The organism is Coriobacteriaceae bacterium (genome assembly GCA_025993015.1).
GTDB lineage: Bacteria > Actinomycetota > Coriobacteriia > Coriobacteriales > Coriobacteriaceae > Collinsella.
This window is the reverse complement of sequence record DAJPFV010000001.1, coordinates 1,429,473-1,453,054: the sequence shown is the minus strand read 5'-3', so window position 1 is coordinate 1,453,054 and position 23,582 is coordinate 1,429,473. Positions and strand designations below refer to the sequence as shown.

The window sequence follows — 23,582 nt, the reverse complement described above, 5'->3', positions numbered from 1 at the left end:
TAGCATATACTACCTGCCTGACTGATAAATCAACCGTTTACCGGACAATATCGACCACTCACCCGTATAACCTTGTTGCTCTTCCAAAAATGTCTTACGTTGTCATTAACGAAATGACAACGTTGTCATTTCGCAATGCCTTCCTTAAACAGGAAGGTTTCCGGGCAGTCCTGACCATCCATCGACGACCAGTTCCATCCACATGCATCGCGCATCAAGTAGCAAAGGAGCTTCATGGACGCCATCGTAAAGATGCTCGAAAAGCATCAACCGTTCTTTGAGAAGATCTCGAGGAACATCTACCTCCAGGCCATTAAGGACGGATTCCTTGGGTGCATGCCCATCGTCCTCACCTCTTCGATCTTTCTGCTGATCGCCACGCTTCCCGGCGTGGTCGGCATCACGTTGCCCCAACCGCTCATCGACTGGTGCAATAAGCTGTACAACTTCACCATGGGCGTCATGGGCATCATGGTTGCCGGCACCACCGCCAAGAACTTTACGGCTTCCATGAACCGTCGCATGCCCGCCGGCAAGGTGCTCAACGACGGCTCCACCATGGTTGCCGCCCAGTGCAGCATGCTGCTGCTCGCTGTTACGCAGTTCACCACCAAGTTCGACGGCTCCGAGCTTTCGGTCTTCGATTGCACCAGCATGGGTACGCGCGGTCTGTTCTCGGCCTATATCGCCGCGTTCATTACCGTGTGGGTCTATAAGTTCTGCGTCTCGCGCGATCTGACCATTAAGCTGCCCAAGGAGGTCCCGGGCGCCATCGCTCAGAACTTCCGCGACATCATCCCCTTTGGCGGCGCCGTCATCATCTGCGGCATCATCGATGTGGTTGTGCGCAACCTTATGGGCGTTCCGTTCTCCGAGCTGCTCATCAAGCTGCTCTCCCCGCTCTTTACCGCTGCAGAAACCTATCCTGGCCTTATCCTTATCCAGGCAGCCACCGCGTTCTTCTGGTTCATCGGCGTCCACGGCCCCTCGATCGTCCAGCCGGGCATCGACCCCATCCGTCTTGCCAACCAGGCCGAGAACCTGCAGGTTCTGCTGGCCGGTGGCCACCCCGCCCACTCCCTCACCTTTAACATGTCGCTCGTGGGTGAGTTCGGCGGCACCGGCGCCACGTTCATCGTGCCGCTTCTGCTGATTCTCTTTATGAAGTCCAAGCAGCTCAAAGCCGTCGGTAAGGCCTCGATTGTTCCTGTTGCCTTCGCCGTCAACGAACCGCTGCTCTTTGGCGCGCCGATGATTCTTAACCCCTACATGCTCATCCCCTTTGTTGCCGCCGGCTGCGTCAACGTGAGTGTTGCCAAGTTCTTTATCGATAACGTGGGCATGAACGGCTTCTCCTTCGTGGTGCCTTGGGCCACCCCTGCCCCCATCGGCATCTTCATCACCACGAACTTCCAGCTTATCGCCCTGGTGTTTGTCGCAATCATCATCTTGCTGGACGCCATCATTTACCTGCCATTCTTGAAGGCATACGATAAGCTGCTCTGCGACCAGGAGGCCGAGCGCGCCGCCGAGCTGGGTCTCGAGTCCGATGGTGCTGCCACCATCGCCGCCAGCACCCCTGCGCCCGCTGTCGAGCAGACCACCGCTTCCGTCGAGCCGACCGCCGCTGCCGCCGACAGCGAGCCTGTCGCCGATCAGCCCGAGCCCGCAGCCGACGCATCCGCTAAGAAGGATGTCGATGGCCTGAAGGTCCTCGTCCTGTGCGCCGGCGCCGGCACCTCTGCCATGCTTGCCAACGCCATCAAGGAAGGTGCTGCGCAGACCGGAGAGAACATCGCTTCCTCCGCAGGCGCCTATGGCCAGCACACTGCCATCATGGATCAGTACGACGTTATCGTGCTCGCCCCGCAGGTTCGTAGCTACTACAACGACATGAAGGCCGACACCGATCGCCTGGGCATTAAGCTGCTCGCTCCCCGCGGTAAGGAATATATCGACCTTACTCGCGACCCCGCTGGCGCCATCAAGTGGCTCCGCGAGAACCTCGACTAGTTCCTCCCTCTGTTGGTGCCCGGATTCCCGGTTCGGGCACCTCTCCCTATTCGTATCCCACAGAAAGGATGACTCATGACCAACCCCATGCAGTTCCCCGACGGCTTTGTGTTTGGCGGCGCCACCGCCGCTTACCAGGTTGAGGGCGAGACCCGCACGCACGGCAAGGGCAAAGTGCCCTGGGACGATTTCCTGGCAGCCCAGGGTCGCTTCTCCCCCGATCCCGCAAGCGATTTCTACAACAAGTACCCGGTCGATATCGACCTGTGCCAGCGTTTCGGCATCAACGGCATCCGTGTCTCCATCGCTTGGAGCCGCATCTTCCCCAACGGCACCGGCGAGATCAACCCCGAGGGTGTTGCCTTCTATCATGAGCTCTTTGCCACCTGCAACAAAGCCGGCGTTATCCCCTATGTCACGCTCGATCACTTTGATACGCCCGAGGCCTTTTACCAAAACGGCGGCGAGGGATTCCTGACGCGCACGACGATCGACGCCTTTGTCGAGTACGCCAAGTTCTGCTTTGCCGAGTTCCCCGAGGTCAAGCACTGGTTTACCTTTAACGAGATTCCCGCGACCGCCGAGGGCAGCTTTATCGTCGGCAACTGGCCGCACGGCGAGAAGTATCGCTTGGACAAGGCCTTCCAGCTCATGCACAACATGATGGTGGCCCACGCCAAGGCCGTCGTCGCCTTCCATGAGGGCGGCTTTGAGGGCGAGATCGGCATTGTCCAGAACCTGGAGCCCAAGTATCCCCTCGACCCCAACAACGCCGCCGACTGCGAGGCGGCTCGCATGGCCGACGTCATCAACAACCGCTGGGTACTCGACGCCACCTTCCGCGGCCACTATGCAGCCGACACCATGGAAGCCGCAACCAAGCTGGCCCATATCGCCGGCGGCGAGCTCGACGTCCGAGACGAGGACATCGCCGCGCTGACCGCCGCGCTCCCCTACAACGATTGCCTGGGCGTCAACACCTACAAGTGCCAGTTCCTGCGTGCCGCCGAGGGCGAAAACGACATCAACCACAATGGCACTGGCGACAAGGGCTCCTCGCGCTGGTTCCTCAAGGGCGTTGGTGAGTCATGCGTGCGCGAAGGCGTACCCACCACCGATTGGGACTGGATTATCTATCCCGAGGGTCTGTACGATCTGCTGCTCCGCATTAAGAACGATTACCCCAACTACAAGAAGATCTACATCACCGAGAACGGCATGGGCTATAAGGACGACTTCGAGGACGGCTTTATCGACGACGCCCCTCGCATCGACTACATGCGTCAGCATCTCGCGTGGATCCTCAAGGCAATCGACGGCGGCGTGAACGTTGACGGCTACTTTGTGTGGTCGCTGCAGGACCAGTTCTCCTGGACCAACGGCTACAACAAGCGCTATGGCCTGTTCTACATCGACTTTGAGACCCAGAAGCGCTATCCCAAGGCGAGCGCGTACTGGTACAAGAACGTCGCGGAGACCGGCCTGCTCATGGCCTAACTTTTGCCGCATACCCCCTGTCGGCCGCATGCGAATCCCTCCACGGGTTCGCATGCGGCCTTTTTTGTTTTTGGTGAGCCCGTGCGGGCCGTTCATCTCGATCTGTAACATCTAGCAGGGATTTTCGGTCCTAATTGTTACAGATTGAGACGAACGCGCAGGCCGGTCCGAATAATCTAAATCTGTAACACCTAGCCCACTTTTGACCATCTACCTGTTACAGATCGAGACAAACGCACAGGTCAATCCGCTCAATCTCGATCTGTAACATCTAGCCGAGCTTTTCGGTCCCAGTTGTTACAGATTGAGACAAACGGAATCGGCCAGGCAGAAAATCTAAATCTGTAACATCTAACGAGCATTTGATCGCCTAGTTGTTACAGATCGAGACAATCAGATGGTCAAATCCTCACTTTCCAGGCAGCTACGAAGCGCTCCTCTTTCTTAATTATTATCGGCATCACGAACACACTTCGGTATCTTTTAATGCCAAAATGATACCGAAAGCGTGTTCGAGAATACGGATAATTCCATGCGTTAGCCCAATCAAGCCCCAGGCTTACAAACTCCGTTATTGTTCAGAATGCCAATGCATTCGCGTTTGCGCGTCATTTCGCGTCACTTTGACGCGCATAATGACACGCAAATTTTTTCGTGTCATAATTTTGACGCGTAAAATGACGTGTAAAATTTTTACGTGTTATTTTTCACGTCAAATTGAAGCGAAACGGAGCATCACAATGCAAGAATCCAAAGATCTTGAATTCAAGGAATGCGTCACCAATTCGTTCCTTAAAACCGTCTCCGCTTATGCAAATGGCACGGGAGGACGCGTTCTATTTGGAATTAACGACGACGGAGAAGCCGTTGGCCTCGATGACCCCAAGCAGACCTGCCTGGATATCGAAAACAAGATTAACGATTCGATCATCCCCCAGCCCGATTACTCCCTAAAGATCGACGAGCCCGATGCAACCGTGGAGCTTACGGTCTTTCCCGGCAGATCGAAGCCTTACCTATACCGCTCGAAGGCATACAAGCGCAATGACACCGCGACCATTCCAGTTGATACCCTAGGCCTTTCGCGTCTTGTACTCGAGGGTCAAAACCTCTCCTTTGAGCAGCTCCCGGCAAACAAACAAGATTTATCTTTCACCGTTTTAGAGAATCGTCTAACAGCAAAACTTTCGCTTCAGTCATTCACAACCGATACTCTCAAAACCCTTGGCCTGCTTGATGAAACCGGAACCTACAACAACGCGGCAGAACTGCTCGCGGACGAGAATGGCTTCCCGGGTATCGACATCGCAGTGTTTGGTGAAACTATCAACCTCATTAAGCAGCGCAAGACTCTTGAACATGCATCCGTTCTAGCGGAAATTGACGGAGCCCTTGAGCTTTTCGAAGCCCAGTACTGCTACGAAGAGATCCAGGGGATGGAGCGGATCCGCAAGGAGCTCATTCCGCTCGAAGCATTCCGCGAGGCCATTACCAATGCAGTCGTTCATAGGACTTGGGATGCGCCCGCGCACATTCGCATCTCGATGTTCGACGACCGCGTGGAAGTCGCTTCGCCCGGCGGCTTGCCAGCAAGCATGACCGTCGATGAATACCTGTCCGACATGCTGTCCGTTAGACGCAATCGTATTCTTGCCGAAGTCTTTTTGCGCCTAGGCCTTATCGAGGCATTCGGAACGGGCATTATGCGAATTCGAGACACCTATAAAGACAGCATCAAAAAGCCTCGTTTTCAAGTATCGGATAACGCTATTGTGGTCACGCTTCCCCTACTCATGGATAACCCCGGGCTCGAAGGCGACGAACTTACCGTATTCGGACTGCTGAGCGGAGTACACCCTCAATCGACAAGCGAGCTTGCGGCCAAAGTTACCTTTAGCCGCTCGAAGCTGCTTCGCATCCTCAAAAAACTTGTTGAGACAGGCCTGGCGACAGTTGAAGGCACCGGCAGGGGGCAGAAGTATCGCCTGCTGCGCTAGCTAGCAGATGACCTGCGTGTGTTCTTCGATGGCGGCGCGGTCTTCTGCCGAGATGCTCGGCTCGCATACTACGGCGTCCAGGTTGTCCAGACGACAGAAGGTGTAGAAGTCGCGCTTGCCGATCTTGCTGGAGTCGGCGATCAGATAGCGCGAGTCTGCTTTGCTAAAAGCGAGCTGCTGGATACGGCCCTCGTCCATGTTGGACGTAGATACGTCACCGTCCAAGATGCCGTTGGCGCCGATAAACGCCGCATCGATACCCAACGCTCGCAGAGTATCCTCGGCCGTTGGCCCCACAAAAGCGGCGGTGCGGCGACGGTACATACCGCCCACGAGGCACAGGTCGCAGTCTTCGCGCGCCTCGAGCAGGTTAAACACCGAAAGCGAATTGGTCACAATGCGCAGGCGAAACGCCGGCAGCATCGAGGCCATCTGCTCAACCGTGGTGCCCGTGCCCAAAAAGATGGTCGAGCCTTCCTCGATAAGCTCCACAGAACGGCGCGCAATCTGCAACTTTTCCTCGGCATGCTTCGTGCGCTTTTCGCTGTGCGAATACTCATGGCGCAGCATAGCGTGTGGACGGCTCTGCGCACTGCGGGCTCCGCCGTGCACGCGCTCGATCTCGCCCAGGCTCGCAAGCTCCTCAAGGTCACGGCGGATCGTCATATCCGAGACACCTAACGCATCCGAAATCTCCTTGACCGAGACCGTTCCCTGTTCCTCGAGCAGCTGCCGAACCTTATCCTGTCGCTCCGCTTTAATCACGATGAGTCCTCGCTGTTCCACGCTCACGTCAATTCAAACAATAACGAACAAATTGTATCAGACTCGCGCGCGTCAGAAATGAACGCCCGCACAGCTCCAATCATCACTTTTTTGAGAAAAATACCCCCTGCTTTAGTGGGGTGTAGTGATAATCTCGCCTGTTCGCGCTACAGTTTGTCGGAAATACCTCGATGTTAGGAACCAAATGATCACTTCCGAGCTTTTCGGCACCGCGCCGTGCGGTACCCCCGTTCATCGTTACACCCTCAACGGGCCCGAGATCTGCGTTCGCATTATGGACTATGGCGCCACCGTGCTGGGCATCGACGTGCCCGACATTCCCGGCAACGTGCGCGATGTGGTGCTGGGCTTCGATAAGCTCGAGGATTACTTTGACAACCCCGCCTGCTTTGGCGCGACCATCGGCCCCGTGGCAAACCGCACCGCGGGCGCCACGATCACCATCGCCGGCACGGACTGGCATATGCCAGCCAACGAAGGCGTCAACAACCTGCACAGCGATCTTGAGCATGGTCTGCACAAGCGCGTGTGGGATGTTGAGCTCGACGAGGTCCATAACGCCGTGCGCATGACCACCTCGCTTGAGGACGGTGAGCTGGGCCTGCCCGGCAACCGCACCTTTACGGCCGTGTTTACCGTGACACGCACCGGCCGCTTCCGTATCGAATACGGCTGCGAGAGCGACCGCGCCACCTACGTGTCCATGACCAACCACACGTACTTTAACCTTGCCGGCCATAACGCCGGCATGGACTGCGAGCACTTCTTTGTTGCCAACGCTGCCCACTACCTGCCCATCAACGAGCAGAACATCCCCACCGGCGAGATTGCTCCGGTCGAGGGCACGCCGTTTGACTTTCGCGAGCTGCGCCCCGTCGCGCCTGGCATGGAGACCGACGATCCGCAGATTAAGCAGGCCCGTGGCTACGACCACTGCCTGTGCATCGATGACTATCAATACGGTCGCAACCTGCGCCGCGCCCTGCATGTCGAGGAGATGTGGACCGGCCGCGAGCTGGACTACTACACCACCGCCCCGGGCGTGCAGCTCTACACTGGCAATTGGCTGGGCGACGAGCACGCCAAGGACGATGCCAACTATAGCTGGGGCGCCGGCTTTGCCCTCGAGGCAGAGATGTACCCCGACACGCCGCACCAGCCGCTGTTCCCGCAGGGCATTGTGGGCCCGGGTCACCCCTACAGCAATGTGATCGAATACCACTTTATGAGGCACTAAGCCCACAACGCAACATATCGCACAGCAGCGCCCGCCGGCACCACCGCCAGCGGGCGTTTTTTCATCTTTTGGGCTTGTTTTCGCTGTGACTGTATGAGTGACATATCAAAACTATGCCCATTTACTACGTTTAGCCTGGGATGCTCGACCATGCACCGGTTTTTGTTAAACTCTCGAGCCGTCTACCTGCAGTTTTGTTTTTCTCAAATTCGACATGCTCGGCGATAGCCGATCAAACGTAGTAAATGGACATAGTTTTTGACAGACGGCATCGCTCGCATCCCTCGCAAGGGCAAAATGATCCGTTTTCCTCCGTCCCCAAGGGATCACTTGAACAGATTGCCGATGGGGTCGGGATTGGAGCTGGGGAGATAGCGGATTTCTAGCTCTACGCCGAGCGCCTGCAGTTCTTTGAGGGCAGCAACGTCTGCGTCGCTCACGGCAACCGCGGGCGTTATGGGGCGCTTGCCCTTCCCTGCCTGCATATGGCCAATGCTGATCTTGGTGATTGGCACACCACCCTTAACCAGCGCGAGCGCATCGGCGGGTGAGGCCACCATGATCAGAATCAACTGGCGCGGCGTTGCGGTATGAATGATGTCGATGGTCCTTTGCACCGAGAAAAACCGCGTCCACACGCCCTCGGGCGCCGCGACCCTCATAGGCGCCCACTTGCGCGAATCCGCCGCAATCTCGTCGTTGACGATTAGGACGAGGTTGGAACCCATAGCCTCGTTCCACAGCTCGACGTCTTGCCCGTAAATAAACCGGTCATCGATACGCGTGAGAAGGATCTTGGGTTGAGCCATGGCAGTCCCATTCTGTTTGAGACTCGTAAGAGCGAGACATCACGTCTCCAATCTTAGTGCATTTAAAGTGAGAAAAGCCGTCAGAACACTTGCGCGGATTTGCGATGTCCCGTATCATAGACAGCCGTTGACGCCTCAGTTGCGTCACCACATGGCCGCCAGCGTAGCTCAGTTGGTAGAGCACCGCTCTCGTAAAGCGGGGGTCACCGGTTCGAGCCCGGTCGCTGGCTCCATTGCACAAGATAGCCGCCTTCGGGCGGCTTTTTTGTTGCCGATTCGCCCACTCGGTGGACTTCGGATTTAATGCTTAGGGGGCGGGGATTTACCAAAGTGAGATTTTAATGAAAAGAAACCCAGCTGCAACAATTGCCATGGTGAGGGCTCGAATTGGCCATATAGATTTAAAATAGCCACGATACCTTCTCTTTTGCTGGAACGATATATCTATACAAGGTTGTGAGCGGAAAACAAAAATACGTCGATTGCTATCCGACAAACGGGTCTGGAATTGCATTCACCGGCATTTCGGGGCAGATTGATACACATGTACGAAAGGGAACCTATGTGGTGCGTTGGGTTGGAGCTGCTGCAGGCCCGATATGGATTGCGGTCTTGCGCCCCGATGTCCAAATAGGTTTCTCTCTCTAGACGGGAAGTTGCTCATGGACGCCATATATGACGGAGATGACTGGGTCGATCATTATACTTGGCGCCTGGTCGGCTCGAACGACAATGGGGATGTGGTGTTTGATGGACTATGTCCAAAGCATCTCCATCCTTTTGTCTCGTCGTTAATTGAGAGTTCCGCTCGTGTTGCCCCCTACAGCTCGGCATCGCTTCATGATACGGACGTTTTGAAGACCATAAGGGAATCAATTGACGATGGCACGATGAGCGGCCCGCTGTTTTCTCGGCTTGTGGGGCTAGATGAGATTGGCTCGAAACGACTGCTTGCGGGCGAAAAAGTGGAACTCACTTATCGGTCGATGATTTCAATCCTGCGGCTAGCCGATGTTCTTCGCAAATAAATCCAAGCAAAACGCCGCCGGCAACTCCCCTACTCAACAAAAAAGCCCCGCCAAGCGTAATTCCCCTAGGGAAACACGCTTGGCGGGGTCCTAGCGTGATTTCCCTAGGGGAATCACGCCATCAGACGAATGGCCCTACCGGGCAGCTCGCTACTCTTCCCAGTAAGCGTCTGCAAGCAGCTTAAAGCAGATCTTCTTGACCGGCTGCGCGCCATCGCCCGGGAACTCGAGCGTGGGCATATGAGGCTCGCCGGCAACGAACAGCGCAAACTTGTCGTCGGCAAGATCGCCGGCGATCGAAGCGTCGGAATCGACCAGATCGTAGTCGTCCTTCTCGTCAAACTCCTGGACCAGCGTCAGGCTGCCCGTGGCCACCTTAAAGGCCTCGCGACCCTCGACGTCGATCTGCAGATCGTGATAGCGCTGATGCGTCTCATAGTGAGCCTCGGACTCGGGGCGCGTCGTGGGTGCCATGACGTTCGCAAAGACCTTGTCGCCCAGAATCGGATGGCTGCCAACCTCGAGCTCCGCCGGGTCGTTCTCCTCGAGCCAGTCGATCAGCACGTCGAGGCCCTTGAGCATTCCGCGGTACTCCTCGATATCGCCCAATGCACCGTAAATCATCTAAATCCCCTCTCGGATCGTTTCTTTGGCGGCTACTCTGCAAACGCATTGCCGACGCTGTTGCCGCCCACATACGTCTCGACCAGGGTAAGGTCGGGATTGAACACGACAGCGTCGGCGTCGCGCCCCGGCATAATGCTACCGCACTTGTCGTCGACTCTAACCACAAGCAAGCAACCGATACCGGGGCCGTCGCCCAAGCTCCTACAGCTCGGTCACGACAACGCCGTTGTAAACCTCGTCCCAACGATCCATGACCAGATGGCCGGTCATGGGATCCATGGCGTTGAGCTTGCCGCAGGTGTTGGCGGTACGCAGCACCGTCTCGTCGTCTGCGCCGGCAGCGATGGCATGTGCGAAGCCTGCGATAGTGGAGTCACCAGAGCCCGTGGCGTTAACGGCGGGGATATCGGGTGTCTTTGCGCGGAACGCACGGCCATTGTGGAAACCAACGGAGCCGGCAGCGCCCATGGATACGACGACCCAGGGGATATCGGAGAAGCGGGCGTCCGAGGCGAGCGCGGCGCGGAGCTCGTCCACATCGTCGGTGGTAAAGCTCGTGCCCAGAAGGCCGTTGATCTCGGTCAGGTTAGGCTTGACCAGCTCGGGCTTAATTTCGGACTTAAGGGCGGCCTCGAGCGAAGCACCCGAGGTATCGAGCAGCACCTTGGCGCCGGCGTTCTCGGCAATGCCCGTGATCTTGGCATAGTAGCCTGCCTCGACACCGCGGGGCAGAGAACCCGAAATGGTGACAACGTCGGCCTTGCCCGCAAGCTCAGTAAACTTGGCGGTAAAGGCATCGAGCTCCTCGGGGGCAATTGTCGGGCCGCTCTCGAGCAGCTCGGTCTGGTTGCCGGCGTGGAGAATGTTGAGGCAAATTCGAGTCTCGCCCTTGATGGGCACAAAGTCGTTGTTAATACCGTTGGCGTCCATGAGCTCAGCCATGTAGGCGCCCATGTGGCCGCCGAGCAGACCGGTTGCCACAACGTCGTCGCCCAGCTGACCCAGCACGCGGGCCACGTTGAGGCCCTTGCCGCCAGCGGTCTTTTCGGGCGTCACACGGTTGACGTCGTCGATAATGAGCTCATCGAGCTGATAGCGCGTATCGACAGACGGGTTCATCGTAACGGTGAGGATCATTTTTAGCTCCTTATCTCGCAGGCTCCTTATGCCTCGCGATACGAGTCGACAAAACGGAATTACAGAATCTCAATCGTGAACGAGCGAACGATGGTCTCCTTGGGCTTGGCGACAAGGCAGCCGCGCTTATGCTCAAGTACGTCGTCCTCATCGGAGCAGGTCGAGAGGCCGCCCCAGGGTTCAACTGCCACAAAATCGCCCTCGGGCTTGCTCCACACAATGAGATATGGGAAGCCCTCAAAGCTCAGGCGGACGCCCTTGTCCTCGCCCTTTTTGGAAAGCGTGACCTGGCGGCTCTCGAGCACGTCAAAGATGGTCTCCGCAAAATCGAAGAGCTCGTGCGACAGGGGCAGCGTCTTTCCCACCATGGGGTTCTTGGAGCGGTTTGCCACGTCAATCAATCCAGTCGAGGGAACGGCGGTGCAGAACTCCGCAGCCTCGTCTTTCTCAAAGCGCAACTCGTAGTCCGTATAGGCCTCGCCCTCATCGAGCGGACACCTAAAGCCGGGATGACCGCCGATAAAGAACGGCATGTCCTCGGTTCCCTCGTTGGTCACCTCATAGGAGACGCGCACGGCATCCCCCTCAAGCGTATAACGAGCGACAAGCTTAAACGGGTACGGATAATCGCTCAGCAGCGCGGCGTTATCCTCCGAAGCCAGGCACATCGCCAACTCGTTCTCACCTTGGCTCAGCAGCTTCCACTCCTGTTTGCGCGCAAACCCGTGGCGAGCGAGCTTTACATGATGCCCGGCGAACGTCATGGCGCTGTTGTCGCGCAAGCCTCCGCAAATCGGGAAGCAAATCGGTGCCTGGCCGGACCACACGGCAGAATCGCCCTGCCACAGATACTCGCGACCTCCGGCCTCAATCGAGGTAAACGAACCACCAGCCGTGGACACCTTAATAGAAATCAAATCGTTGGAGAGAGCGTATTCCATTGCCCATCCTTTCGAACAACTGCTTTTTGCTCGCAAGAACCCGTCTCGGCCCTGACAAAAGGACAAACCCGCACGTTCATCGATACGTCCGGTATCCCAGCCATGCAACGGGGTACCATACAGACATTGATGCAATTACAGCTGAAAGGCCTTCTTATGCGAACCATCATCCTCTACGCCTCGCGCCACCACGGCAATACGAAAAAGCTCGTGGACGCCATCGTCGAGGCACACCCCGAGATCGATACCCTCGACGTCAAGGCGCTCGGTAAAAACGAGTACCCCGACCTGCACGAATACCATCTGATCGGCGTCGCCACGGGCATCTATTACTCCGAGATCGACAAGGACATGGCACGCGTGCTCACTAACGTGCTGCAGCCGCAGGACAAGGTGTTTGGCCTTATGACCTACGGTGGCAAAAACAAGTGGTACGGCAAGGATATCGATGGCATCTGCCGCATGAGGCAGGCCATCTTTATGGGTGTCTACGGCTGCCCCGGCTTTGATACGTGGGGGCCGTTCAAGCTCGCCGGTGGTGTCCAAAAGGGACACCCGACCGCTGAGGAAATTAAGGGCGCTGTCGACTTCTTCGACAAGATCGAAGACGAGTATGGCGACATCATCGTCGAAGAGTACGCCAAGCGCGAGAAGCGCCTAGCATATGAGAAGGAGCATCCTGCAGGAGGCCTGGTGGCCGGCGTTAAGCGCACGGCAAAGAAGATCGCTAACAAGCTGTAACTGTTAAGGTACTTTTGAGCGTTTAACCCATACGGCGGGTCCGAGCAGATTCGGGCCCGCCGTCTTTTTCTATCGTTACTCGGTAAAGGCATTGCCGACGCTCTGGCCGCCAACATACGTCTCGACGAGGGTGAGCTCATGGTCGAACACGACAAAGTCGGCGTCGCGACCCGGCATGATGCTGCCGCACTTATCCTCGATGTGCGCGGAGCGTGCCGGCACCTCGGTTGCCATGCGAATGGCGATATCGGCGCTGGCAATGCCCCAGTCGACGATGTTCTTGACGCCCTGGGCAAGCGTGAGCACCGAGCCGGCGATGCTCTTGCCGTCGGCGAGCCAGCACAGGTTGTCCTTCATGATGACGTCCATGCCACCACTGGTGTAGCTGCCCTCGGGCATGCCGCCGCAACCCAGGCAGTCAGTGATAAGCACCGTGTGCTGCCATCCCTTTGCCTGCAGCAGCGCCTTGATGGCGGCAGGGTTTACGTGCTTGCCGTCACAGATGATCTCGGCGTAGGTCTCGGGCGTGGACATGGCAGCACCCACGACACCGGGCTCGCGGTGATGCAGCCCGCGCTGTCCGTTATAGGTATGCGTAAAGCAGCTGGCACCGGCGTTGATGGCGGCGATGCACTCATCGTAGGTGGCGTCGGAGTGACCGATGCTGGTCACCATACCCTTGGCGTTCAGAGCAGCCGCATAAGCAGCGGCACCGTCGCGCTCGGCCGCCATGGCGCTCTTAACGATGCGACCACCCGCAGCCTCCTGCCACTGGTCGAAGACCTCCTTGGAGGGATCGATCAGATAAGCAGGGTTCTGCGCGCCCACGTGCTTCATAGTAAAGAAGGGGCCCTCCAGGTAGATACCCTGAATGCGTGCACCGCAGAAGTCGGGGCCGCGACCCTCGTCCGCCTGAGCGATAGCGGCGCAGGCGTCCTTGATCTGCTCGACGCCATCGGTGAACGTCGTAGGCAGCCAGCTGGTGGTACCGCGACGGGCGAGCTCGGTCGAGCTGATATCGATTCCCTCGGGGTCGTTATCGGTAGTTGAGTGGTTGTAAAAGCCATGGATGTGGGTGTCGACCATGCCCGGCGCGATCCACGATCCCGTGTAGTCCTTGATCTCGCAAGAGGGCTCGTCGGCCTGCCAGGCGCCAAAAACGCCATCCTCGACCATGAGATAGCCGCCCAGCTGCGGGCCTGCCGGCAAGAAGAACTTGTCAGCCTTAATTGCGTACGTGCTCATATGCACTCCTTGCTTCTAAAGCAGTTGACTGTGGTGATGCTTATACCCAGCTCACGTAAAACAAAAAGCGCCCGCCCGCCGTTATGAGCGGACGGGCGCCCTTACAGGGGGACGCGATTAAGCGGTGAAGGGGTGAATCGTCACGCCCTTGACCACGCGGTTGACCGTGCCGGTGGGGCTCGGCGTATCGGGCGTGTTGCCCACGCGCACGGAGTTGAGCAGGCTGATAGCCTGGGCAAACATCACGAACGGCAGAGCAAGGTAGCCCTCGGGAAGCGCCTCGTAGCCCTTAAAGGTGAAGGACTCACCCTCATAGACAGTGGCACCTTCCTGCTGAACGGCGATGGTGTGCTGAGCGATCTCGTCGCCACCGATCTCGTTGAGGATGTCGATGTCGTACTGACGGGTGTAGGCGTCGTTGTTGACGAACACGAAGACGAGCGTCTTATCGTCGACGAAGGACTTGGGTCCGTGACGATAGCCCATGGAGGTGTCGTAGGAAGTAGCAACCAGACCGTGAGCGAGCTCGAGGATCTTGAGCTGGCTCTCCTGGGCAAGGCCACCGAAGGAGCCAGAACCCAAGTAGGTCACGCGGTTGAAGTCGCCAGCCAGGTAATCGGCGATCTCGGGCTCACGGGAGATGACCTCCTCGCCCATCTTGGCAATCGTCTCGACCCACTCGGCCTTCTGCTCGTCAGAGGCAGTGTCGAAAATAAGGGTGGAGAGCAGGGTCATGCAGGAATAAGAACCGGTCATGGCGAAGCCCTTGTCGTTGGCGCGCGGAATGAGCAGCGTCAGCGCGTTGGGATCATCGGCAGACTCGACAGCGAGCTTGCCCTCGGGAGCGCAGGTGATGTTGAGGAACTTGACGTTGTGGACGAGCTCCTTGGCAACGGCAACGGCGGCAAGGCTCTCGGGGCTGTTGCCAGAGCGGGCAAAGGAAACCACGAGCGTGGGATCCTCGGCGCGCAGGAAGTCGCGCGGAGCGCTCACGATGTCGGTCGTGGCGATGGGCTTAAAGTCGTAGAGATCAGTGTTGCCAGCGTGACGCAGGTACGGGGCGCAGGTATCGCCAACGTAGTCGGACGTACCGGCACCGGTGAAGACAACGGACAGACGACCCTCGCCCATAGCGCGAGCCTCGGCCAGGAAGGCCTCGATGGCCTCCTTGTTCTCGCGATAGATGTTGAGCGTATCACGCCAAAGCTCGGGCTGCTGAGCAATCTCGGCCGTGGTGATCTGGGCGCCGAGCTCGGTGAGCTCCTCGACACTCTTCTCGAACATTTCTAATACCTCTCTCTAGAAGTAATCCTCTGACGTGCAATTATACACTTCGGTTGGTTATCTGGTAGTAACCAGTTAAATGCAAAGAATCACCATATGGAAACGATGCGAGCACTAGTTACTGCGCTGGTGGTAAACCTTGTATTTAAACTGATCGGCACGAGCAACCGAGAGTGTATACTCCACAACCTCGTTTGACTCGTTATACGTAGTCCTGACCAAATCGAGCACAGGCGAGCCCTCGACAATTCCCAAAAGGTGGGCGTCGGTGGGACGGGCTATGCTCGCATAGAACTCCTCTTCGGCCACGCGAATCTTTTGCTGAAAGTCTTGCTCAATCACATCGTAAAGCGGCTTACGCTCCAGCAGTGGTCGCTTTAGGGACAGAAATTGACGAACCGGTAGATAGCTGCGTTCGACCATCATGGGCATGTTATCGGCAGAACGAAGGCGCTTAAGCTTAAAAATGCGATCACCGATACGCAATCCCATATGCTCGGCCAGATTCTTATCGGCCTCCATCTCGCAAAACTCGAGAATCGTGGTCTCGGGGTCGCGACCCATCGCGCGCATCTGCTCAGTAAAGCTGTAGGACTGCATAAGATTGGTTGCCTTTGCCGAACGGTCGGTCACAAAGGTACCGCGACCGTGCTGCCGAACCACCAGTCCTAAACGCTCCAGTTCCTGTAGAGCCAGGCGTACCGTAGTGCGCGAGAGACCATAGCGCTCCGAAAGTTCGCGCTCGGAAGGAATCATGTCACCGGCGCGATATTCATGGTCAATCTTTTCGGTCAGAATATCGACCAGCTGATCGTACAGCGGTTGCTTACGCGCTCCGATCGCCATCCTATCCTCCCTTTTGCTCGAATTCGGCTAACTACCTAGGGTGTTAAGCATTATCAGTCCGCAACACCCGAATCATCAAGAAAACAAAAGCCGCGCGCTCTTTCGAGCACGCGGCTTTTAACATACACATGGCTTAAGGGGTCGGGGTGTGAGCCGCGTAGGGACACACCCCTCAAGCTAGAGCCTTACCAGATGCTCGGCCAGAGACCAAGCGGGCCAGCGCCCAGGATGCCAAGGACAAAGAGCAGGAGAATGCCCTTGGTCGGGGTCCAGCTGTGCTTAGCGAACATGTAGTAAAGCAGCAGCGTAAGCATAAGCGGGACGAGCTTCGGGACGATGGTGTTGAGGGTGTCGGCAACGGAGAAGTTGACCGGATCCTCGGTGACGGTGCCGTAGGTAACGGACTCCATGCCGTTGCCCAAATCGGTGACGCCGCACTCGACAGCGTTGCCGTCGGCATCGGAAGCGGTGAGGGCGTTGCCGTCCTCATCGGTCATGGCGATGGTGCCGGCCTCAGCGGTCTCGGTATCGATGCCCTCCATACCGGTGAAGTTCTCGGCCTCCTTCTCGGAGACGATCACGGTAGTAGCGGAGAGGCCACGGGTGGTGCCGTTGGGGATCTGGAGGTTGATCTGGGTGCCACCCATGGTGACGACCAGGCAACCGACGACGAAGACGCCCATGATGGAAGCGGCACGCGTGAAGGCCTGCATGTTGGCAGTCAGAGCGTCAATAGCGCTGGTGCCAAGCTTGTAGGACCAGTTCATGAGCCAGAAGCGCAGAGCGAACTGGACGACGTTGAAGATCACCAGGAAGATGATCGGTGCAGCGGCGTTGCCGTTGATGGCCATGTTAGAGGTGATGCCGGCCGTGATAGGCACAAGCGTCAGCCAGAACAGGGCGTCACCGATACCACCGAGCGGGCCCATTGCGGCGACGCGGACGGCGCGGATCGTGGGGATGTCAACCTTGTTCTGCTCGAGCGAAAGCACGATGCCCATAACAAAGGTGACAAGGAACGGGTGGGTGTTGAAGAACTCCAGGTTGTGGCTCATGGAAGCCGCGAGGTCGTTCTTGTTGGTGTGGATCTTCTCCAGACCGGGGATGATGGAGTAAAGCCAGCCAGCGGCCTGCATGCGCTCGTAGTTGAACGATGCCTGCAGGAAGCAGGAGCGCCAAGCCATCTTGTTGAGGGTCTTCTGGTCGAGCTGCGGAGCAGGAGTGAGATCCTCGTAGTGCTCCGGGATCACATACTCATTAGATGCCATCTTCGAAGTCACCTCCGTCAGAAACAGCTGCACCCTTCAGCTCGGTCTGCTGCTGGAAGTCCCAGAAAGCGATGCCGAAGCCGATGAGAGCGAGGATGAGCAGAGCAGGGGTTGCCAGCGAATCGTTGGCAACGGTGATGAGCGCGAGGCCAAAGCCCATGAGGAAGAAGCCCCACATATCGCGGTTCATCATAACCTTGAGCAGGACGGCGAAGCCGACGAAGCGCATCATGCCGCCTGCAGCGGAGAGACCGGTCTGCAGCCAAGTCGGGATGGCAGAAGCGATGGTCTGACCGATGGTAGCGCCAGCGATGAAGAACAGGGTGACGACGACAGCGAAGATCAGGCCGAGCAGAGCCATGGCGAAGTAGTTCAGGCGCTCGATGCCCTTGGTGTCCGCGTTGTGAGCCATGTTATCGGCCGTGGACATAAGCGGGGACATAAGCGTGAAGACCAGGGTAACGCCAAGCTGGCCAAGCAGAGCGAACGGAATGGCGAGGCCGACTGCCGCGTTGGGCTCGAGGCCCGTGGCGATAGCGAGAATGGCTGCCATGATGCCGCCGATGACGGCGTTAGGCGGCTGAGCGCCTCCGATCGGCATGTTGCCGATCGTCATGAGCTGATAGGTACCACCCACGAGAAGACCGGTGTTGAGGTCGCCAAGGATAAGACCGATGACGGCGCCGGTGACGATGGGCTGATAGAGAGACTCGAGGAAGTCAAACTGGTCGATTGCCGCGATGAACGTGACGACGAAGACCAGAGCGATCTGGATGATCGAGTATTCCATCTTGCTCCTCCTTTCAAAATGTATGTACGCACTTTGGATTTCACGTACAGAACGTCAGGGTTTCACTCCTGACAACGTGGATCACGAGGATTACGAGAAGAGCTTGCTCGTGTCCTCAACAGGCGTGCTCGGAACGCGCCTGATCTCCAACTCCACCCCCAATTCCTGCAGCTCTTTAAACGCAGCGACATCCTCGTCGTTAACTGCGACGGAGGTGGCGACTTGGCGCTTTCCTTCCGACATGTGCATGTTGCCGATGTTTACCTTCTTTATAGGCACACCGCCCTTGACGAGCGTAAGCACGTCTTCCGGTGTTTCGGCCACGATGAAGATCTTCTGGCGCGGGCTCGCCTTGCCAATGACGTCGATGGTCTTCTGCAGAGAGAAGAAACGCGTAGCGACGCCGGCGGGAGCGGCCATCTTCATGAGGTTCTGGCGCATGGTGTTGGACGCCACGTCGTCGTTGGCGACGAGGATGAGGTTGGAGCCCAGGGTGGAGTTCCACTGGGTGGCAACCTGACCATGAACCAGTCGGTTATCGATGCGGGTAAGAAGAATGTTGGGTTCTGCCATGTTGATCAGCTTCCTTTCGTTATTTGCTGACGACAGTTACTTGATCTCCTGAATCGCGTAACGCGAAACATCTACGACGGCTCCGGATCGGACTTTGATCTGGACCTTCTCGCCTTCGATGCCTTTGACGGTTCCGTAGATACCGCCGGCGAAAAGAACCTCTTGACCCGGCTTGAGCTCGGTGTGCAGCTCCTTGAAGTACTTCTGCTTCTTCTTCATGTTGATTTGCGACCAGATGGTGTAAATCAAGCCCATGATGACAAGCAGGCCTAAAAGGGCGACCGAGGAGCTCAGGACGTTGGCTCCGAAATCGGCCATTAGATGCCGTCCTCGTCGCCGAAGATATCCTCTTCCTCGGAGCCGGCAACGGATGCGACCGTCTGGGCGGTGACGCCCGTCTGGCCAACGGTCACGGCCTGCTCGCCAAGCTCGGCGAGCGTGGCATTGCCGCGGAGGAACAGAAGCTCAATAACCATGGGAAGGTTGGTGCCAGTCAGAACCTCGACGTTGTCGACATCCTGGGCAATCATCATCGACTGGTTGAACGGGGTGCCGCCAAGCAGGTCGGTAAAGACGAGCACGCCATCGCACTCCTCGCGCATGGCGGTAATAGCGGCGCGGAGATCCTCACCGTAGGAAGCAGCCTGGTCGCCCTCAAAAGGAACGACGGTAAAAACGGGCTGGTCGCCGGCAACCATAGCGATAGCGCTAGCTAGGCCGGGTGCGAACTGTCCATGACCGGTAAGAATAAAGCCAACCATTCAAATTTCCCTTCCGAAGGTGTGTACAATCTGAGTCCGATGATTTTCGGAAGCCAGCGGGCGCTCGCCCTTAAAGCTTCTTAGAAAGCGTTCTTTGAAGACCAGTGGTTTCTAACCTGGTAGTAACCACGTGACGTGTTGTTGTCACTATATCACCCCAGAAGAGATCGCTTTCGTTGATTCATACGGTAAAACGTTTTTGCACCGCTCACGGTGATAAATCGACCGTTTACCGGTCGTTAACACTTCTACCTGCGGTTTTGAAACCGTTTCGAAATGCTTTGGCAAAAGATCGGAACTTTTCCTGTCCCTAAACAACGCAGGGCGGCTAAAAATAGCGTGTAGAAAAATTGCAGGTCATTGTGAAGATATGTGAATTGGTCTTTTTGACTTAATACCAGTTAGAACCAGTTTAAAAATTATCGGTGAACGGTAGTTTTTGACCGTTCACCGGTTATTTGCAGTCGTTTGCAGCCGTTTTTCTAGATGAATTGGGGAGACCCGATGAAGCACTTGCGCGGTTGCAGGATATTTCAATACTCGTCCATCCCCCGCGCGCCAAACTCCCACTCCCTGAATGTGCCATAAGCTCTCGCTATTCGTCTTATAAACATTACTTACTCTAATCTGTAATTGTTTATCGTTTATCGTTAAGTATGTTATAAAATTTAGTATCATCCAAGACATTGGTTGGAGGAGCTATGATCCGCTGGAACGCATCCAAATCGAATGAAGCCATCGACCGTGAACAGGCAATAGCCAAACTGAGGAAGCTCACTCGCTACTGCAAATGGGCCACAATCTGCACCGCCGTGGCGCTCGCTCTGGGACTCCTCGCAGTCATTGCAATCTACGATCTACTCATATTGCCTAGCCTCTCCCAAGGGTTCTGTCTCCAATCCGTAGAGCTTGAGGCTGGCGAAGGGCCAATTCTCGCTCTCGTCGGCGCCGATGAACACACCCCTCTTATGCTTGTCGCGCACGACGGTCATACTGCCATAGGGAGCGCCATGATGACATGCCTTGCGTTTGCCATCGTGCTAAGCGCATACAAGTTTTTCTCCGCCATTGAAAAGGCGGGCAGGCCCTTTGACCTCGAATGCATCCGCATACTACGTCAAATAGGACATTTGTTCCTTATTGGCGGCGTTGCTGTGAAGCTTCTTGGTGCCATAGTCACGGGGCTGATACTCTCAGGATTTGGCGGCAACTTTACGGATGCGCTTGGCGGCCAGCACCTCGACCTCTCTATGGTCTTTGCAGGCCTGATTATTAGCCTGATTGCCAGCGTCTTCCAGTACGGGTGTATCCTGCAAAAACAAGATGACGAGTTGCTCTAGGGGGAATCCATGATTATTCTGCGGCTTGACCGCATGCTCGCCGAACGCAAGATCTCATCCAAAGAGCTTGCGGAACGCGTGGGCATCTCCCAGGTCAATATGTCACGCATTAAGACAGGCAAGGTTTCTGCCATACGTTTTTCAACTCTTGACGCGATATGCCGGGCACTCGACTGCCAACCGGGCGATGTTCTGGAATACATACCTGACGATGAAGCCGATAGCCTCTTTGGGCTTAAAGATTAATAGGCATAATGTAGCCACCAGCGCCCAAACGCAAATAGCCCGCTAGAACAACATCCGTTCTAGCGGGCTATTCAGATATTTCGGCTACGAGCTCGGTGGCTCAGACAAATCTTTACGCAAACAGGCCGTAGATGCTGATGTTGGCCTTGGCGTAGAGGCCGTTAGCATACTCGGTCCACTTGGAGCTGGCGCTTGAAGCCTGCGAAGAGTACTGCTGGTAAGCAGTGTAGTAGGCGGTCATGGCCTGCTTATAGGTAGCGCTATCGGCCGTAAAGGCATCGTCGGCAAAGGCCTTAGCGTAGGTGCTGTCGGCGTCCTTCCAAGTGCCCTTCTCGCTATCCCACTCGTCACCGGCAAGGTTGATGATGTAGTCGACGTAGTCCTTGCTCGCGGTCTCCTCGTTGCCGTCAGCAGGCTCGGTCGGAGCGGTCGGCATGCTTGCGGAGCTATCGCCCACCTTCTTCTTGTAGAGCTTCTGCAGCGTCGCGGACTGGCGGACGATCTGCTTGGCCTGGTCCTTGGACACGCCATACTGCGTGGCCATGGTCTTGTAGTCCGAAGTGCCGATGGAATCCTCGGCGTATTTCTTCATCTCCTTAGAAGAGACGGTGATGCCCTCGTCCTCGGCAGCATCGAGCAGGATCTTGTTGCGCACGTAGGACAGGATGACGTCGGCAGACGGAGCGGTATAGTTGCCGTCGTCGTCCTTGACGGTGTCGAGGCTGTACTGGCTCTCGATGGCCTCGCGCGCGGTGATGTCACTCTTCTTGCCGTTGTAGCTGTAGCTTGCCACGGTCGAATCGAGCTGGTCCTCGGTCAGGGTCGACGAGCCGACACCCTTGCCGCCAAAACCACCATTGCCAATAAAGAAGCCAATCACGGCAGCAATCACGACGGCAACCACAAAGGCGGCAATCATCGTCTTCTTGTGCTTGCAAGTGTGGTCATCCACGTCGGAGTCGTCGTCCTCGTCCTGCTCCTCGGGCATCAGATCCTCGTCAGCGGCATCCGCGGCAATCTGAGCCTCCAGACGGGCGTCCTCCTCCTCGGCCGTCGTACCGGCAGCAATGTGCTCGGCAGACGTACCGGTGACCAGGTCGATCTTCTCGTCCTCGTCACCGTCGGGGCCTTCGCCGCGCTCGATGATCTGGATGCCGTCGATCTCGTCCTTCTCGTCCTTCTTTTGAATCAGACCCATATCAGTTACTCCTTGTTAGGAAACATAGTCCCCAATAGAATACGCCCGGCAGAGCGCCGGGCGTATTGATTCTTAGGTTATACGCAAACACTTAAGTACTATTTAGGCGTTTGCAGTGTGCATGCCTTAGGCCAGGTGCGCGATAACGGCATCGGCAAAGGCCTGCGTGCCCACCGCGCCCTCGACGGAACCGGTCTGGGCACGACGCACGTCACCGGTAACCTGCTCGCCCTCGTCGAGCGTGGCAGATACGGCGGCACGAATGCGATTGGCAGCATCGTTCTCGCCCAGGTGATCGAGCATCATCGCGGCAGAGAGGATCTCGGCCGTGGGGTTGGCGATATCCTTGTCCGCGATATCGGGTGCGGAGCCATGCGTGGCCTCAAAGATGGCGCAGTCGGCACCGATGTTGGAGCCGGGGGCCATACCCAAGCCGCCCACCAGGCCGGCGCACAGGTCGCTCACGATGTCGCCGTACAGGTTGGGCAGCACCAGGACATCGAAGTCGTTGGGGTTCTGGACCAGGCCCATGCAGGTGGCGTCGACAATCTTGTCGTTGAACTCGATATCGGGATAGTTGGCGGCCACCTCGCGCGCCACGCGCAGGAACAGGCCGTCGGTCGCCTTCATGATGTTGGCCTTATGCACGGCCGTCACCTTTTTGCGGCCGCAGCGGCGGGCATACTCAAAGGCATACTCCACAATGCGGCGGCTCTTGGCGATAGAGATCGGCTTGATCGAGATCGCGGAATCGGCGGCGAAGGTCTTTTGGCCCGAACGTTCGACGAGCTGCGAGAGCTCCTCGACCTCGGCAGCGCCCTCATCGAACTCGATGCCGGCGTAGAGGTCCTCGGTGTTCTCGCGCACGATGACCAGGTCGACGTCGCGGAAGCGCGAGCCGTCGCCCGGCTGCGACAGGCAGGGGCGCACGCAGGCGTACAGGTCGAAGTGCTTGCGCAGGGCCACGTTGACGCTGCGGAAACCCGTGCCGACCGGCGTGGTGATGGGGCCCTTGATGGCAACCTTGGTCTCGGCGACCGCATCGAGCACGTGCTGGGGCAGCGGCGTGCCAAACTCGTCCATGACGCCGGCACCGGCCTCCTGGACGTTCCAATTGATCTGGACACCGGCAGCCTCGACCACGCGGCGCATGGCCTGCGTAATCTCGGGACCGATACCGTCACCGGGAATCAGGACTACATCGTGCGCCATAATCTG

At 57.1% G+C, this 23,582-nt stretch carries 24 protein-coding genes and 1 tRNA gene; 9 read left to right on the top strand and 16 right to left on the bottom strand.

All coding sequences use genetic code 11. The features are described from left to right. Nucleotides 1-234: 234 nt before the first annotated feature. From OIL77_06210 to OIL77_06200, 3 genes are all read left to right on the top strand, one after another. Nucleotides 235-2,013, top strand: a complete 1,779-nt coding sequence (locus OIL77_06210) for a PTS lactose transporter subunit IIBC (GenBank protein HJI44995.1) — start codon at nucleotides 235-237, stop codon at nucleotides 2,011-2,013. A gap of 75 nt (nucleotides 2,014-2,088) precedes the next feature. After that, entirely contained in the window at nucleotides 2,089-3,510 is a 1,422-nt protein-coding gene (gene lacG, locus OIL77_06205; GenBank protein ID HJI44994.1) for a 6-phospho-beta-galactosidase, read from the top strand. A gap of 740 nt (nucleotides 3,511-4,250) precedes the next feature. Continuing rightward, nucleotides 4,251-5,507, top strand: a complete 1,257-nt coding sequence (locus tag OIL77_06200; GenBank protein ID HJI44993.1) for a putative DNA binding domain-containing protein — start codon at nucleotides 4,251-4,253, stop codon at nucleotides 5,505-5,507. Here OIL77_06200 and OIL77_06195 read toward each other — a convergent pair whose 3' ends face one another. After that, on the bottom strand, nucleotides 5,508-6,272 hold the full coding sequence (locus OIL77_06195) for a DeoR/GlpR family DNA-binding transcription regulator (GenBank protein HJI44992.1): 765 nt from the start codon (nucleotides 6,270-6,272) through the stop codon (nucleotides 5,508-5,510). 205 nt (nucleotides 6,273-6,477) lie between these two features. On the opposite strand from OIL77_06195, the gene OIL77_06190 reads away from it, so the two are divergent. Next, nucleotides 6,478-7,530 (top strand): galactose mutarotase, encoded by a 1,053-nt coding sequence (locus OIL77_06190; protein ID HJI44991.1) that lies wholly within the window; start codon nucleotides 6,478-6,480, stop codon nucleotides 7,528-7,530. Between the two features lie 326 nt (nucleotides 7,531-7,856). Here the strand turns inward: OIL77_06190 and OIL77_06185 are convergent, their stop codons facing one another. Then, nucleotides 7,857-8,339: a PTS sugar transporter subunit IIB gene (locus OIL77_06185; protein ID HJI44990.1), complete on the bottom strand. Its 483-nt coding sequence runs from the start codon at nucleotides 8,337-8,339 to the stop codon at nucleotides 7,857-7,859. Nucleotides 8,340-8,496: 157 nt separating this feature from the next. Between OIL77_06185 and OIL77_06180 the strand changes: the two genes are divergently transcribed. Both OIL77_06180 and OIL77_06175 read left to right on the top strand, forming a co-directional pair. Next, a tRNA-Thr gene (locus OIL77_06180) sits at nucleotides 8,497-8,572 on the top strand. A 429-nt stretch (nucleotides 8,573-9,001) separates the two neighbouring features. Next, on the top strand, nucleotides 9,002-9,367 hold the full coding sequence (locus OIL77_06175; GenBank protein HJI44989.1) for a hypothetical protein: 366 nt from the start codon (nucleotides 9,002-9,004) through the stop codon (nucleotides 9,365-9,367). Between the two features lie 150 nt (nucleotides 9,368-9,517). Here the strand turns inward: OIL77_06175 and OIL77_06170 are convergent, their stop codons facing one another. Genes OIL77_06170 through OIL77_06155 form a run of 4 tightly spaced genes read right to left on the bottom strand, consistent with a single transcriptional unit; the run spans nucleotide 9,518 to nucleotide 12,072 of the window. Then, nucleotides 9,518-9,991, bottom strand: a complete 474-nt coding sequence (locus OIL77_06170; protein HJI44988.1) for a YhcH/YjgK/YiaL family protein — start codon at nucleotides 9,989-9,991, stop codon at nucleotides 9,518-9,520. A 32-nt stretch (nucleotides 9,992-10,023) separates the two neighbouring features. After that, complete coding sequence (locus OIL77_06165) at nucleotides 10,024-10,164, bottom strand: hypothetical protein (protein HJI44987.1); 141 nt, start codon at nucleotides 10,162-10,164, stop codon at nucleotides 10,024-10,026. Between the two features lie 31 nt (nucleotides 10,165-10,195). After that, nucleotides 10,196-11,131, bottom strand: a complete 936-nt coding sequence (locus OIL77_06160) for a hexose kinase (GenBank protein HJI44986.1) — start codon at nucleotides 11,129-11,131, stop codon at nucleotides 10,196-10,198. Between the two features lie 59 nt (nucleotides 11,132-11,190). Next, nucleotides 11,191-12,072: an aldose 1-epimerase family protein gene (locus tag OIL77_06155; protein HJI44985.1), complete on the bottom strand. Its 882-nt coding sequence runs from the start codon at nucleotides 12,070-12,072 to the stop codon at nucleotides 11,191-11,193. A 156-nt stretch (nucleotides 12,073-12,228) separates the two neighbouring features. Between OIL77_06155 and OIL77_06150 the strand changes: the two genes are divergently transcribed. After that, nucleotides 12,229-12,813, top strand: a complete 585-nt coding sequence (locus tag OIL77_06150) for a hypothetical protein (GenBank protein ID HJI44984.1) — start codon at nucleotides 12,229-12,231, stop codon at nucleotides 12,811-12,813. Between the two features lie 75 nt (nucleotides 12,814-12,888). Here OIL77_06150 and nagA read toward each other — a convergent pair whose 3' ends face one another. The 8 genes from nagA to OIL77_06110 form a co-directional block, all read right to left on the bottom strand. Further along, nucleotides 12,889-14,058, bottom strand: coding sequence for an N-acetylglucosamine-6-phosphate deacetylase (nagA, locus tag OIL77_06145; protein ID HJI44983.1), 1,170 nt, complete (start codon nucleotides 14,056-14,058; stop codon nucleotides 12,889-12,891). A 117-nt stretch (nucleotides 14,059-14,175) separates the two neighbouring features. Further along, nucleotides 14,176-15,342: an SIS domain-containing protein gene (locus OIL77_06140; GenBank protein ID HJI44982.1), complete on the bottom strand. Its 1,167-nt coding sequence runs from the start codon at nucleotides 15,340-15,342 to the stop codon at nucleotides 14,176-14,178. A 114-nt stretch (nucleotides 15,343-15,456) separates the two neighbouring features. Next, entirely contained in the window at nucleotides 15,457-16,188 is a 732-nt protein-coding gene (locus OIL77_06135; protein HJI44981.1) for a GntR family transcriptional regulator, read from the bottom strand. A gap of 185 nt (nucleotides 16,189-16,373) precedes the next feature. Continuing rightward, on the bottom strand, nucleotides 16,374-17,456 hold the full coding sequence (locus OIL77_06130; protein ID HJI44980.1) for a PTS system mannose/fructose/sorbose family transporter subunit IID: 1,083 nt from the start codon (nucleotides 17,454-17,456) through the stop codon (nucleotides 16,374-16,376). Next, nucleotides 17,446-18,246 carry a PTS sugar transporter subunit IIC gene (locus OIL77_06125; protein HJI44979.1) on the bottom strand — a complete coding sequence of 267 codons (801 nt, stop codon included), beginning with the start codon at nucleotides 18,244-18,246 and terminating at the stop codon, nucleotides 17,446-17,448. The genes OIL77_06130 and OIL77_06125 overlap by 11 nt, the downstream gene beginning before the upstream one ends. A gap of 90 nt (nucleotides 18,247-18,336) precedes the next feature. Then, a complete protein-coding gene (agaV, locus tag OIL77_06120; protein HJI44978.1) occupies nucleotides 18,337-18,819 on the bottom strand; it encodes a PTS N-acetylgalactosamine transporter subunit IIB in 483 nt (160 codons plus the stop codon). 36 nt (nucleotides 18,820-18,855) lie between these two features. After that, nucleotides 18,856-19,137 carry a preprotein translocase subunit YajC gene (gene yajC / locus OIL77_06115; GenBank protein HJI44977.1) on the bottom strand — a complete coding sequence of 94 codons (282 nt, stop codon included), beginning with the start codon at nucleotides 19,135-19,137 and terminating at the stop codon, nucleotides 18,856-18,858. Further along, nucleotides 19,137-19,580 (bottom strand): PTS fructose transporter subunit IIA, encoded by a 444-nt coding sequence (locus OIL77_06110; protein HJI44976.1) that lies wholly within the window; start codon nucleotides 19,578-19,580, stop codon nucleotides 19,137-19,139. Before OIL77_06110 ends, yajC begins: the two co-directional genes overlap by 1 nt. Nucleotides 19,581-20,281: 701 nt before the next feature. Between OIL77_06110 and OIL77_06105 the strand changes: the two genes are divergently transcribed. Further along, nucleotides 20,282-20,920, top strand: a complete 639-nt coding sequence (locus tag OIL77_06105) for a DUF2975 domain-containing protein (protein HJI44975.1) — start codon at nucleotides 20,282-20,284, stop codon at nucleotides 20,918-20,920. A gap of 33 nt (nucleotides 20,921-20,953) precedes the next feature. Then, a complete protein-coding gene (locus tag OIL77_06100) occupies nucleotides 20,954-21,166 on the top strand; it encodes a helix-turn-helix transcriptional regulator (GenBank protein ID HJI44974.1) in 213 nt (70 codons plus the stop codon). A 112-nt stretch (nucleotides 21,167-21,278) separates the two neighbouring features. Here the strand turns inward: OIL77_06100 and OIL77_06095 are convergent, their stop codons facing one another. After that, a complete protein-coding gene (locus tag OIL77_06095; protein ID HJI44973.1) occupies nucleotides 21,279-22,364 on the bottom strand; it encodes a hypothetical protein in 1,086 nt (361 codons plus the stop codon). A 126-nt stretch (nucleotides 22,365-22,490) separates the two neighbouring features. Next, nucleotides 22,491-23,576: an isocitrate/isopropylmalate family dehydrogenase gene (locus OIL77_06090; GenBank protein HJI44972.1), complete on the bottom strand. Its 1,086-nt coding sequence runs from the start codon at nucleotides 23,574-23,576 to the stop codon at nucleotides 22,491-22,493. Nucleotides 23,577-23,582: the final 6 nt, after the last annotated feature.